Genomic DNA, 12,793 nt, shown 5'->3' on the forward strand with positions numbered 1-12,793 from the left:
AGCGGAATGCCGATGAAACGATCCGGAAGTGAAGGAGAGTACTTATGAAAAATAGTAGAAAAAAAGAGATCTTATCGTGGGTGAAAACACTTGTCATCGCCGCAGCGCTTGTGATGGTTTGCCGCTATTTTCTGTTTACGCCGTCAACCGTTTTGGGAGATTCAATGTATCCGACTTTAGAGGACGGCAACATGGTCATGGTTAGTAAGATCAGCGATATTCAGCGCTTTGATAAAATTATTTTTCACGCGCCTGATTCGGATGAAAACTATGTGAAAAGGGTGATCGGGCTCCCGGGAGATACGATCGAAATGAAGGATGATGTCCTTTATATAAACGGAAAAGCATACGATGAACCTTATTTAAAGAAAAACAAGCAAAAGCTGACGCTTCATGAACATTTAACCGATAATTTCACATTGGAGAAATTAACAGGTGAACAAAAGGTGCCGGAAGATCACTTGTTCGTGATGGGGGATAACCGTCAAAACAGCAAAGACAGCCGCTTTTTCGGATTTATCACAATGGACTCCGTTGTCGGCAAAGTTGAGTTCCGTTATTTCCCTTTCAATGAGATCGGCGGAATAGAATAGAAAACAAAAAGGCTTCCCATGATACCTAATGGGAAGTCTTTTTGTTTGTCGCAAAGTCACCAAAAGTGGTTTAAACCAAGCCGCTATGCTTGAGCACGGCGGCAATTCTACTATTCACTTAAATTTAAATTAGAGCCAGTTTTTGATATCGCAGTTGCAGAATTAGGTCTCTCTGAATTATAAGGATTGCCTTTAATTTGGTATAAAAGCCTGTTTAATCGCTGATTACCCAAACAAAAATAACTAAAAAATCCTCGATTTAACAATTTAGTGTATGGTACTCTTTAAACATGTAATCAAAAAACTATCTTTTTCGCTCCAAAGCAACATACTGTATTTCTTGGTTTGTTTTTTAGTTGTTCTAAATATTTTTTATTGTTATCGCAATTCTTACGTTGTTTGCTGCAATGATTGAAGTACTATATTACATAAATTCTGATAGGAGGTCATTATGTTTAATAGACAACAGATAGATCATCTGCTTGAAGAAAAAAAAGGAGAGCTGAAGAAAAAGTTCGGAAGTGGTTTTATCGCAGTTTTCTATATTTCTATTCTTCTTTCCATATGTACGTTTTTTATAGAATACAAATATTTTCTCATTGTATTATTCGCACCCACTATTATTGTCATGTTAATCAACCCTCCTTTTTCCGAAAAAAAAGGGGTGTTTCGTTTCATTGCCGGCCTTTATTTGCTTTTATTGGCACTGGCAACATACTTTTGGCTTCGAGCATAAACAGTCCGGATATAAAAAACAAAAGTGGCTTCAGCCCGCGGAGAAAAGGCGAATTTACGTTTAACATTGCTGCCAAAATCTCAAAAATCCGGCGACTTGACTTGAAAGAGTCCTCATCGCCAGAAAACAGAATGAATTGGATAAAAATAGGACAGATTATAAAAGTCCGACCTATTTTGTCAACGATCTGAAAGGCTGCCTGCAGTGAGGATGGGAAGCCTTTTTAGCATTTGCGCATTTTGGCGAGCGGACGGTTTGAACAATTATCTGGACAGTGAAATAATGAAATAAGAAACTGGCAACAAGGAGGATAAGCAGATGAAAGTGTTTGTAGTTGGGGCGAACGGACAAATCGGGCGCCGTTTGACGAAAAGTTTGAATGAGAGCAGCGAACATCAGGTCAGGGCAATGGTGAGAAATGAAGAGCAGGCGCAAGCTTTGAAACAATCGGGAACAGAAACAGCGCTCGCTAATTTAGAAGGCACCGTTGAAAGCATCGCAGAAGCGGCGGAGGGCTGCGACGCGATTGTCTTTACCGCCGGCTCAGGCGGCAATACGGGCGCTGACAAAACGCTTTTGGTCGACTTGGATGGGGCGGTTAAAACGATCGAAGCCGCCGAAAAAGCAGGCATTCGCCGCTTTATTATGGTCAGCACATTGCAGGCACACCGCCGTGAAAATTGGAATGAAGCGTTAAAGCCGTATTATGTCGCCAAACATTATGCGGATCGGATGCTTGAAGGCAGCGAATTAAACTACACGATTATCCGTCCGGGAGGCCTGTTAAACGAACCGGGCACAGGCCGGGTGAAAGCCGCGGAAAATCTTGAGCGCGGAACGATTCCGCGTGAAGATGTGGCCGATACCATCTTGGCGGCGCTCACCGAGGAGCACACATTCCGTCGTTCGTTCGATTTGGTTTCGGGTGATCAAACGCCCGCCGAGGCGCTGAAATCTATATAAAAGGATTCGGGGAACCTGTGGTCAGAAGGTTCCCCGGCGTTTTTACAGAAGCGGGATATAGATGGTCATCTTCATCTCGTTCGGCGGTACGGAACGGCACACATCAGTCACTTCAAAGTCCGGTCCTTCTGTTCTCTCGTAATTGGTATTCATCAGCCATGATCCATAGATGTATCTTCTTGTGTTCTGCACTGATTCAGTCGATCCGTTTACATGAAATACGGCGTATTTGCCGCCGGAAATTTTCGTATAGATAAGCGGCTCCGGCACTTCCCCGGCTGCTGTTTCGCGAACGGCTTCCCCGATAATAAATGAGAAACCTCCGTCATCCTGGAAGCGGCATGACAGCCCGTAACACATATTCGGATCCGTTTTTTGAGGAATTTGCATAAAGTATCCATTTCTGCCGAAATCGTTGTAGAATTTCGGGATATCTTCGAAATACTTTTCATCGTTTAAATTTGTCCGGTACTCATATCCGATCATATGTATGTCGTTTAAATGAGTGATGTGCGGCTTTGGGATGTTCATATCTCCAGTCATCCTTTCTTTATATTCGAGGAAATTAATTTTAGATTGAAAATCAAGCTTGACCTTCGCTTTGCGATACTTGGCCGGAGTGATGCCGAAGTACTGTGAGAAAGCCCTGCTGAAAGCTTCTTGTGAGCCATAGCCGAAATTGATTGCAATGTCGAGAATGGAACGGTCTGTTTTCTCAAGCAGAAGCGCAGCTTCAGACAGACGCCGGTTGCGAATGTATTGATAAACGGAAAAACCGGAGATCGCCTGAAAAAGCCTTTGAAAATGAAATGGGGAGAAACACGATTTAGCCGCAATATCCGTGATGTTTAAATCGTTTTGAAGGTGTTCTTCGATAAACTGAACCGCGTTTTGAATTCTTTCGTAATCATTCATATTCATCCACAGCCTTTACGATTTGATGATCCTATTGTACAGGATCAAGCGATGGTTTTTTTGATGATTTGTGCTTTTTTAAAAGCCTCCAAATGCGGAGGCTTTTTCTTATTGATGACGAACATCTGTCACTTCAAGAGGGCGCATCATATCGTAATCTTCGTGCTCAAGGATGTGGCAGTGCCAAACATATCTGCCGCTGTACGGCGCAAAGGTGGCGATAATGCGCGTCACTGAGCCCGGGGGTACTTTGACGGTGTCTTTCAGCCCCTTTTCATTCGGTGCCGGAGGAACTGCCGGACCGGTAAAAACAAGTTCTCCGTTTTCCTGATACCGCTCGATATCAAACGGCCGGTGGTCGAGAATCATAAATTGAACAAGATGTAAATGGATCGGATGGATCGCCCTTCCGGCATTGATGATCGACCAGATCTCAGTGCTGCCGAGTGCGGGTGTTTCGGTTACCGGTTCATGCCACTTTGTGTTGTTTAAAAGCAGAACAGGTCTTCCATATTGGTCAACGGCCGCGCCCAATGACAGATTTCTGAGGGCATTGATCTTGTGTCTCCGGTAAAATGGGCGCTTTCTCAATATTCTCGGCAATGAACTTGTATCTTTTTGCTTCAAAGGTTTTGAGATGCGGAATTGCATGATGTCGGCATCAGTATCGGGATCTGCGTCTTGTCCGCCGCAGCCGATCCGGTTTTTCAGTGTCACGGTTTTTCCTTCTGCTCGTGAAAAATCAACGATGATATCGCACCTTTCAGCCGGCGCGATCACCAGTTCATTGACTTTGACCGGATGCTGCAGAAGACCGCCGTCCGTGCCGATTTGATGACATGTGATGTCATGATCGAAATACAGCTCAAAGATTCTCGTATTGGAGGCGTTCAGTATCCGAAAACGGTATTTTCGGGGTTCCAGTTCAGCGAAAGGCCATACCTTGCCGTTGACTAAAATGGTATCACCGCAAAAAGCCGGAACAATCGACGGGTCCGGAAGATCCGGCGAAGGGTTGTCAGGCTGCCGCGGATAAAACAATGAACCATCTTCATGAAATGATTTATCCTGAATCAAAAGCGGGATTTCATATTCTCCCTTCGGCAAGTTCAATGAACGCTCTTCCCTGTCGCGAATAAAATATAAACCGACAAGCCCCGCATATACATTCAGCCTTGTGATGGCCATTGCATGGTCATGATACCAAAGAGCTGTAGCATCCTGCTCATTCGGATATTCATACACCTCCCTTTCAAAGAAAGGGCCTTTTGCATGGAAGTCTTTTGTGTACCAAGCCTCAGGATATCCGTCGCTGTCAGCAGGCGTACAGCCTCCGTGCAAATGAACGACCGTCTTCACTTCATGTTCGTGATGGCCGTCATCGTGAAGCGTATGGTCGACGGGGAGAAAATGGCGATCCGGAAGCTTATTTAACCACTTGACTGCGACTTTTTCGTGTTTCTGCACTTCGAAGGTAGGGCCGGGATAAACTCCGTTATATCCAAACAGCCGAGTCGGCGGCAGATCGCGGTGAAGCTGCTGCTGAAATTCTTTCATGGTGACTTCATAATAGGTCATTTCCTTGCTTTTGCTTTGGGGTTGAAGCACTTGCGGAATGGGGAGCCGGTCAACGAATTTTTCAAGTTTCATGTTTCACCTGTCCTCTTTTGTTCTGATGAAAAGATCATTACATTATAAGACGGGTTGCATGGTCTGGTTCCTCATGATGAGAATAAGAAACGCAGTATGTGCTGAGTATGTTAAAAAATAGAATCGATCATTACAAGAAGATGAACAAAATATTTCCTGACGATTAAAAATCGCCTTGAGGCGTGATTCGCGGAGGAAGAAAGGCGGGGATGATGGTACATTATGTGTAAACCCTTTCTTATGGGGCGAAGCGGTCTGAAAGGAGATACCCGTGTTGCAGAAAAGAATAGAGTGGATTGATGTTTCGAAAGGCGTGGGAATTATATTGGTCGTATTGGGCCATACACCGACGCCGGATTGGCTGAAAACGTTCATTTTCGCATTTCATATGCCGCTGTTTTTCTTTCTGTCCGGCCTCGTTTACCATGATGGGAATATGACTTTTACATCTTTTCTCTTAAAAAAAATAAAGACGCTCCTTTTGCCGTACTTCATCTTCTCCGTTCTTGCCTATTTATTCTGGGTTCTCGTCGAGAGGCATTTTACGTTCACCGGCAGTTCGGATGTCGACCCGGTTGTACCGTTTAAAGGGATTTTTTATTCGATGCCTGATGACTACATGCTGACACACAACCCGGCGCTCTGGTTTTTAACATGCTTATTCATCGTTGAAATACTGTTTTTCATCGTGAAGAGATGGGGGAAAGGCAGACTGTTTATCGTCATAGCCGTATTGGTCTCAGCCGCTTTAGGCTTTTTGAATTATCAATATCTCGGCATCAAGCTGCCGTGGAATATTGAAGTGGCCCTGACCGCCATCGTCTTTTATTCGGCCGGTTTTCTGTTGAAAAATAATCTGAAAGAGATGAGAGACCGAAGAATGCTGCTGCTCACGCTTCTTGTATTCATCGCGGTCGGCTGCTTGCAGACCCTGAACGTCAGAGTGGATATGAGGGCCAATGAGTACGGAAACATGGCGCTCTTTTATATGACCTCATTTCTGGGGACGGCAGGCGTCATTTTCAGCAGCTTTCACCTTGAAAAAGCAAGGCTTCTCCAATTCCTCGGCAAAAACTCGCTGATCATTCTCGTACTGCACTATCCGGTCATCAGGATGCTGAAAGCCGTCGTCTACTACTTCACACAGGTTTCCCTTGATGAGACATACGGCTCCCTGTTGTGGAGCGCGCTTTACACCGGCATGACATTGCTTGTAATGGTGCCTTGCATCTTTTTGTTGAACCGGTATCCGATCGTACTTGGGCGGAAGAAATGCAATTAAAAAAACTTGCAAAGTTTTCTTTGCAAGTTTTTTTGAATTATTTAAGGTTGAAAGTAATCTTTTTGTCATTCCAAAATTCAGGAGTGTAGATAACTTTATATGTTTTGCTCTTTTTAGTCTCGAAAGTGATTGTTCCAGATACCTTGCCGTTTGGTGTCAGATTTCCAGAAGATAGGTCGTTATCATCTGATGGTCCAAACGTATTGTGCGTAATTTGTCCATCTTCATTTTGAATTTGAAAATCGAGCGGGTTATAGGAAATATCTTTATCGCTTTTATTTTCTATGTTAAGTGTTGCAACTACATATTCATTACCGTTTTTTGGTTTGAAATATTCATTGCCCATCGATTTTTTAACGTTAGTAACTGTGATGTGTGTGCCGTCAAGATCAGCTGTTTCATTTAAACCGAATTCAGTTTTTTCTTTGGCATCGTCATTGCTTTTTTCTTCGCTAGTTTTTGCGGCTGTCGTCTTTGCGCTGCTTCCGGACGATTTGCTCTCTTGAGTAGAAGAGCCGCTTGAAGCGAACATCATGACGAATACGATGGAGCCAATAATCGTGACATAGAACCACCATTTTTATAGACAAGGCCTTTATTCCCGCCACTGAACAATGCTTTACATCCGCCGATTAAAAGCAGGATAAGCGGAACGATATATGCCAGGCTGACGCCGACAGTTCCTCCTATTGCAGCAGCGATATAAAAAGGTTGCTATCTGCGCTGGCCATTGTCGGTGCATGTATCGTAATGTCCACCTCATAATCTATGTAATAATGTCTGAAACATAATAATCCAAAAAAAGGAAAAAGTCTATTTTATTATGATATTTTAATCGTCAGAGCTTTAAGGACTATTTTCGACTTTTTTAATATCGTTTAAATTTTGAGTTTGTTTAATGTTTTTCAGAAGAATCATTCATGGATTCTAAAGAAAAAATATTCTGAAAGAAGAAACCGTCCTTTCCATCCTATGACGCTTGAATAATTTGAGGTTTTCGAAAAATCCTTATATAGAGCGGGTTTTAACGGTTTTGACCAAACTGAAATTTGTTTCCTTAAATAAAAAAAGTTCTACTCTGACTATATTTCTGCAAGAAGTGAATCATGTTTCTATAGACTCACTCAAGTTTTGCTTTGTATGATTAAAAGCGAAAACTCGGATGGGAAAGGAAGCTTTTTATGGAACGGTATGATGAATTAAAAAAAGGTGAAACCGGGGCATGGGTCAGCATCATCGCTTACCTTGTACTGTCGGCTGTTAAATTGGCCGTCGGGCTTGCATTTCACTCCGAAGCCCTCAGAGCCGACGGACTGAACAATACAACCGATATTATCGCCTCATTAGCGGTGCTGATCGGCCTCAGGATTTCGCAGAAGCCGCCTGATGAAGACCATCCGTACGGACATTTCCGCGCTGAGACGATCGCCTCGATGATCGCTTCATTTATCATGATGGTGGTCGGTCTTGAAGTGCTGTACAGCTCGGGCGAAATGCTGTTTAATCCGAAGGAAACGACACCGGACATGATTGCGGCCTGGACGGCTGCAGGCAGCGCCGTCGTGATGTTTTTGGTTTTCCTCTACAATAAAAGGCTGGCAAAAAAGGTGAACAGCCATGCCCTCTATGCAGCCGCCGCCGATAATAAATCAGATGCCTATGTCAGCATCGGAACATTCGCAGGCATCTTTGCTTCGCAATTTAACCTTGCATGGGTCGATACGGCAGCCGCGTTTATCATTGGATTAATCATCTGCAAAACGGCTTGGGGGATTTTTAAAGAGGCGGCCCATTCCTTGACGGACGGATTCGATATTAAACATATTTCAACCTATAAAGAAACGATCCGGAAAGTTCCCGGCGTCGGCAACATCAAAGATGTAAAAGCGCGTTATTTGGGCAGCGCCATCCACGTGGAAATTATCGTGGAGGTAAGGTCAGATCTCAACATTGCAGAAAGCCATGACATCGCCGATGAAATAGAGAGAAGAATGCAGGAGGAGCACTCGATCGTTCATTCCCATGTTCACATAGAGCCTTCTAAAGAAAAATAAAAAGCGGTCACTGACCGCTTTTTTTTACTTTCATCACTCTGTAAATTCGAAATGAAAAAAGACAAAATTCTATTTTCCGCCAGTCAGTTGTTTTCTGGGAGCACATCGTTTATGGTAAAGTTAAATAAATTCGATTCGTCAGCAATGAGGAGGAAGAGGATGTCATACGAAGAAATGCTGCATCCCGTTTTGGGAAAAGTAGCTGATAATATTGACAAAGTAATGGTAGGAAAGAAACATATTGCCGTTTTAAGCCTGACTGCCATTCTTGCAAACGGACACGTTCTGCTGGAAGACGTACCCGGCGTCGGAAAGACGATGATGGTTCGCACCCTGGCAAAATCAACAGGCGCTGAATTTAAAAGAATCCAGTTTACGCCTGATTTACTGCCTTCAGATGTAACAGGGGTTTCCATATATAATCCAAAAACGCTGGAATTTGAATACCGTTCAGGTCCGATTATGGGGGACATCATCCTCGCCGATGAAATCAACAGAACATCGCCGAAAACCCAGTCGGCGCTTCTGGAAGCGATGGAAGAAGGAAGTGTGACAGTAGACGGTGTGACAATGCCGCTCTCAAAGCCTTTTTTTGTGATGGCCACGCAAAACCCTGTCGAGTATGAGGGGACATACCCGCTGCCGGAAGCTCAGCTTGACCGCTTTTTATTCAAGCTGAGAATGGGATATCCGACAGTCCGCGAAGAGCTTCAAGTGCTCGATCTTCAGGAAAACCGCAGCCCCATTGAGGAAATTGAGCCTGTCATAGAGAAGGAAGAGCTTGCCGCATTTCAAAAAGAAGCTGAAAAGGTGTATGTAGACGCTGCGATTAAAGAATACATTGTTGGGATCACCCAAAAAACGAGGAGTCATTCCGCCGTTTATCTCGGGGTGAGTCCGCGCGGCTCAATCGCCTTGATGAAGGCGGCTCAGGCGTTTGCATTTTTATATAACCGCGATTATGTCATTCCTGATGATATTCAGTATTTGGCGCCTTTTACCCTTGCGCACAGAATGATCCTGCGGTCAGAGGCGAAATTTGAAGGAAAGCGGCCTGAAGCTGTCCTTCAGGACATCATGTCAAAAACCGAAGTTCCCGTCGGAAGGCCGATGAGCAGCTGATGAGAGAGCGCATCGGTCTTGTGATGTACGGATGGAAGCTGTTTATTCTGTTTCTTCTGTTTGCTTCAACGTTTTGCTATGCGATGTTTCAAGGGGGATTTGTCAGCTGGTTTCTGTTCTACTCATTTCTCCCCTTTGCGCTTTATGCTTTCCTGTTTGCTTTTTATCCGCTGAAGAACTTGACAGCGGAGCGGAGGCTGAGCCAAGGGCAGTATAAAGCCGGTGATCAATTGGAGGCTTTCGTCGTGCTGAAGAGAAAATGGCCTTTTCCGATCATGTTTATGATCGTGGAAGACTGCCTGCCTGATTCGCTGGGGAAAAACAGGGGTTCGGCAGAGGCCAAACAGCTTCTCTTTCCTTGGTTTAAAAAAGAAATTAAAATGGCGTACACGATCGATTCGGTTCCGAGAGGAGACCACCGTTTAGCAAAAATCAGAGTCCGTACAGGTGATCCGCTCGGCCTGCTGGAAAGGGAATGCGAGATTCAATTGGAAGCTTCCTTTCTCGTTTTGCCTTCCTATCAGGAGATCGCTTACCGCGCCAGCGGAGGCTCTTATGACGAGCATGCAGGCCGCGTTTCAGAGCTTCGCCGCAAGGACAGTACACTGGCGTCAGGTATCAGAGAATATCAGCCGGGCGACCGTTTTGCATGGGTCGACTGGAAGACGTCAGCCCGCCGCAGCCAGCTGATGACGAAGGAATTTGAGCAGACGAAAGGGGATGACCTGCTCGTCTTTATGGATCAGTCCCCGTCTGAGGCTTTTGAAGAGATCGTCACGTTTACCGCTTCCATCATTCGTTCGGCAATGCGGAGCGGGACGAATGCAGGGCTTGTTTCCATTGGTAAGGAGCGGAATGTCTTCCCGGTTCGGCAGGGGGAAGAGCAGCTGAGAAAGCTGTTCTACTACTTGGCGATTGCCGACTGCAATGCAGTCCAGCCGTTTCACAGTCTGATAGAGGGGGAATTGGGACATTCCGATATGAGAAAAGCCGTCAAATATATTGTGACAAGCCGCATCACGATCGAACTGGTGCAGGCTTTGAAGAAACCGCTCTCCGGCGGGCGGCCCGTCATTTGTTTGGTGAAGAAAAAAGGCGGAGATCTATCAAGCGAGGAAAGCGCGGCTGTCCAGCATTTAAAAGCGCGGGGAATCGAAGTAAACGTCATTTACGGGGAACATTTTTCCCGGGGTTTGGCTGAAGCGAGGTGAGAAAATGTTGTCCGGGGGAAAAAGAAACAGGTTCGGTTTATTGCTTTTTTATGTGCTGACTTTTTTGCTGCTGTGGGAGTGGCTCCGTCCTTTGCAGTATTTTACCGATACGGGGCACACCGTCTTTTTTATTTTATTTATCGCTCTTGTATTTTTGCTTACATTTTTTAAGGTCCCTTGGTTTATCAGATTTCCGGTCAGCCTTGGCTTCGTTCTGTTTGCACTGCACACGATTTTTTACGAAGGATCGGTGTTTTCACCTTCATGGATTGCCCTGTTTTTCCAGGATTTAAAGCGAAATTTCTCCTATATTTTCTCCGGCATGTGGCGGGATATGTCGCCGTTGTTTCGGACGCTGCTCTTTTACGTCCTTCTTTGGCTGCTCGTATACTTGCTGCACTACTGGGTGATCTATCAGCGCAGAATTTTATTCTTTTTTATTATGACCGTTGTTTATGTCGCGGTGATCGATACATTTACGCCGTTTGACGCGTCATATGCGATCGTCAGGATCGTGCTGATCGGCTTTTTGCTTCTCGGCCTGCTGTATTTGGAACGGATCAGGGAATCAGAAGCGCTCAAATCCTCGAAATCGCGGTTTGCCAAATGGTTTGCACCGCTCTTATTGATGACTGCCGCCGCCGTGTGCATCGGCGCGGTCTCGCCAAAAGCCGATCCCGTCTGGCCTGATCCGGTGCCGTTTCTGCAGACGGCTGCGACCGGCGATTTTGCTTCCTCAGGCAGAAGCAAAGTCGGCTATGGAACGAATGATGAGGCATTGGGCGGTCCATTTTCAAAAGACGATACATGGGTATTTACATGGCAGGGAAATGAACGAAGCTATTTCAGGGTGGAAACAAAAAGCCGCTATACAGGAAAAGGCTGGATTGAAGACGAAAAATCAGGCGCATCCATTCAGCTTGAAGAGGATAAACTGGATTACCAGTGGTACGACGAAAGCGTGAAGACCGAAACGCGCAAAGCGATCGTCGATATCGATCCCGCTTACCGGTACGATCATGTCCTGTATCCGATCGGGACGACCGAAATCAAGCTCAATAATTTCTTTGTGCCGCTCCGCATGAACTTAAATACGGAGAAAATAAAACCGGCCGGCAAGACAGGCGCGGACATTCAGAATCTGGAAAGCTATTCGGTCACCTATAAATCACCCGTCTTTGATGTCGATCAGCTGAGGAAAGTCAGCTTGGAGTCGGAGGGGAAATGGGCCAGGAGCCATGAGAAGTACCTGCAGCTTCCCACTTCCCTTCCCGACCGCGTGAAAACATTGGCGCACGATTTAACGAAAGACGAAGATAATATATATGACAAAGCGAAAGCGATTGAGAAGTATCTCGGTTCTTCCGAATTTTCTTATGAGACGGAAGATGTCGCTGTTCCTAAAGGAGACCAGGATTACGTCGATCAGTTTTTATTTGAGACGAAAATCGGCTACTGCGACAATTTTTCCACGGCTATGATCGTACTGCTGCGGTCGGCCGGAATACCGGCCCGCTGGGTGAAAGGCTACACATCCGGTGAATATGCAGGAACGACGGCAGACCGGAAACGCACGATGTACGAGGTGACAAACAACAATGCCCACTCCTGGGTTGAAGTGTATTTTGAAGGACAAGGCTGGGTTACGTTTGAACCGACGAAAGGCTTTTTAAATCCCGAGCAGCTCGTTGAAGAGTCCAGCGGTCAGCAAGCCGGCGCGGCTTCTGATAAAAAAGAAGATGATAAGAAAAATGATGAAGGCCAGCGTCCGCAGGATGCAAAAGAACAAGACAACAAAGAGAAGCCCGAATCCCAGGCAAAGCGTGATGCCAAAGCCGATTCCCATGCCGGAAGCGATGATGCAGACCGTACTCTTTTGACTGGTGCGGCCGTACTCGGTCTGTTGCTGGCGTTTGCAGCGGTGCTTTACTATACAAGGGTGAAATGGATGCCGCACATCATCATCAACAGGCTGAAAAAACGGCGTGATGAAGCGGTTTTCTTTAAAGCCTACGACGAACTGCTCCGCCAGCTGAAGCGTCAAGGCATGCAAAAAGAAGAAGGCCAGACGCTGCGCGAGTTTGCGAAGACGGTTGATGAACGCTTTCAAAGCGGGGACATGACGGCTTTGACTCTTCAATATGAACGGGCTTTGTATCGAAAGGAAGACGCCGCAAAGCTTTGGAATGATTCGGCGGAGTTATGGGAAAATTTAATTAAAAAGAGATAGTCTTGACCGCTTTCAGTCGTATTGTTAGAATAAGTGA

11 protein-coding genes are annotated in these 12,793 nt (G+C 45.5%); 8 read left to right on the forward strand and 3 right to left on the reverse strand.

Annotated elements, in window-relative coordinates; translation table 11 throughout:
- Positions 1–44: 44 nt before the first annotated feature.
- From lepB to MKY62_RS03400, 3 genes are all read left to right on the forward strand, one after another.
- Positions 45–593, forward strand: coding sequence for a signal peptidase I (gene lepB / locus MKY62_RS03390; RefSeq protein ID WP_003179488.1), 549 nt, complete (start codon positions 45–47; stop codon positions 591–593).
- A gap of 451 nt (positions 594–1,044) precedes the next feature.
- On the forward strand, positions 1,045–1,329 hold the full coding sequence (locus MKY62_RS03395; protein ID WP_003179490.1) for a hypothetical protein: 285 nt from the start codon (positions 1,045–1,047) through the stop codon (positions 1,327–1,329).
- Between the two features lie 318 nt (positions 1,330–1,647).
- Positions 1,648–2,292: an SDR family oxidoreductase gene (locus MKY62_RS03400; RefSeq protein WP_003179492.1), complete on the forward strand. Its 645-nt coding sequence runs from the start codon at positions 1,648–1,650 to the stop codon at positions 2,290–2,292.
- 42 nt (positions 2,293–2,334) lie between these two features.
- On the opposite strand, the gene MKY62_RS03405 is transcribed toward MKY62_RS03400, so the two are convergent.
- Together MKY62_RS03405 and MKY62_RS03410 are read right to left on the reverse strand one after the other, a co-directional pair.
- Positions 2,335–3,213, reverse strand: a complete 879-nt coding sequence (locus tag MKY62_RS03405; protein WP_003179493.1) for an effector binding domain-containing protein — start codon at positions 3,211–3,213, stop codon at positions 2,335–2,337.
- Positions 3,214–3,315: 102 nt separating this feature from the next.
- Positions 3,316–4,857 (reverse strand): multicopper oxidase, encoded by a 1,542-nt coding sequence (locus MKY62_RS03410; protein WP_003179495.1) that lies wholly within the window; start codon positions 4,855–4,857, stop codon positions 3,316–3,318.
- Between the two features lie 271 nt (positions 4,858–5,128).
- On the opposite strand from MKY62_RS03410, the gene MKY62_RS03415 reads away from it, so the two are divergent.
- The gene (locus MKY62_RS03415; RefSeq protein ID WP_003179497.1) at positions 5,129–6,139 is read left to right on the forward strand and encodes an acyltransferase family protein; all 1,011 of its coding nucleotides are present in this window, start codon (positions 5,129–5,131) and stop codon (positions 6,137–6,139) included.
- Between the two features lie 37 nt (positions 6,140–6,176).
- Here MKY62_RS03415 and MKY62_RS03420 read toward each other — a convergent pair whose 3' ends face one another.
- Positions 6,177–6,674 carry a DUF4352 domain-containing protein gene (locus MKY62_RS03420; protein ID WP_003179504.1) on the reverse strand — a complete coding sequence of 166 codons (498 nt, stop codon included), beginning with the start codon at positions 6,672–6,674 and terminating at the stop codon, positions 6,177–6,179.
- A gap of 646 nt (positions 6,675–7,320) precedes the next feature.
- On the opposite strand from MKY62_RS03420, the gene MKY62_RS03425 reads away from it, so the two are divergent.
- From MKY62_RS03425 to MKY62_RS03440, 4 genes are all read left to right on the forward strand, one after another.
- A complete protein-coding gene (locus MKY62_RS03425; RefSeq protein ID WP_003179506.1) occupies positions 7,321–8,193 on the forward strand; it encodes a cation diffusion facilitator family transporter in 873 nt (290 codons plus the stop codon).
- Between the two features lie 159 nt (positions 8,194–8,352).
- Positions 8,353–9,315: a MoxR family ATPase gene (locus MKY62_RS03430; protein ID WP_003179508.1), complete on the forward strand. Its 963-nt coding sequence runs from the start codon at positions 8,353–8,355 to the stop codon at positions 9,313–9,315.
- Positions 9,315–10,526 (forward strand): DUF58 domain-containing protein, encoded by a 1,212-nt coding sequence (locus tag MKY62_RS03435; protein ID WP_003179510.1) that lies wholly within the window; start codon positions 9,315–9,317, stop codon positions 10,524–10,526. The genes MKY62_RS03430 and MKY62_RS03435 overlap by 1 nt, the downstream gene beginning before the upstream one ends.
- A gap of 4 nt (positions 10,527–10,530) precedes the next feature.
- The gene (locus MKY62_RS03440) at positions 10,531–12,756 is read left to right on the forward strand and encodes a transglutaminase domain-containing protein (RefSeq protein WP_003179513.1); all 2,226 of its coding nucleotides are present in this window, start codon (positions 10,531–10,533) and stop codon (positions 12,754–12,756) included.
- Positions 12,757–12,793 lie beyond the last annotated feature (37 nt).

Source organism: Bacillus sp. FSL R7-0646 (genome assembly GCF_037969865.1).
Lineage (GTDB): Bacteria > Bacillota > Bacilli > Bacillales > Bacillaceae > Bacillus > Bacillus licheniformis.

Coding starts and splice junctions, on each gene's coding strand:
- MKY62_RS03425 (WP_003179506.1), top strand. CDS start 7,321: ATGGAACGGTATGATGAATTAAAAAAAGGTGAAACCGGGGCATGGGTC.
- MKY62_RS03435 (WP_003179510.1), top strand. CDS start 9,315: ATGAGAGAGCGCATCGGTCTTGTGATGTACGGATGGAAGCTGTTTATT.
- MKY62_RS03405 (WP_003179493.1), bottom strand. CDS start 3,213: ATGAATATGAATGATTACGAAAGAATTCAAAACGCGGTTCAGTTTATC.
- MKY62_RS03430 (WP_003179508.1), top strand. CDS start 8,353: ATGTCATACGAAGAAATGCTGCATCCCGTTTTGGGAAAAGTAGCTGAT.
- MKY62_RS03395 (WP_003179490.1), top strand. CDS start 1,045: ATGTTTAATAGACAACAGATAGATCATCTGCTTGAAGAAAAAAAAGGA.
- MKY62_RS03410 (WP_003179495.1), bottom strand. CDS start 4,857: ATGAAACTTGAAAAATTCGTTGACCGGCTCCCCATTCCGCAAGTGCTT.
- MKY62_RS03440 (WP_003179513.1), top strand. CDS start 10,531: ATGTTGTCCGGGGGAAAAAGAAACAGGTTCGGTTTATTGCTTTTTTAT.
- MKY62_RS03420 (WP_003179504.1), bottom strand. CDS start 6,674: ATGATGTTCGCTTCAAGCGGCTCTTCTACTCAAGAGAGCAAATCGTCC.
- MKY62_RS03400 (WP_003179492.1), top strand. CDS start 1,648: ATGAAAGTGTTTGTAGTTGGGGCGAACGGACAAATCGGGCGCCGTTTG.
- lepB (WP_003179488.1), top strand. CDS start 45: ATGAAAAATAGTAGAAAAAAAGAGATCTTATCGTGGGTGAAAACACTT.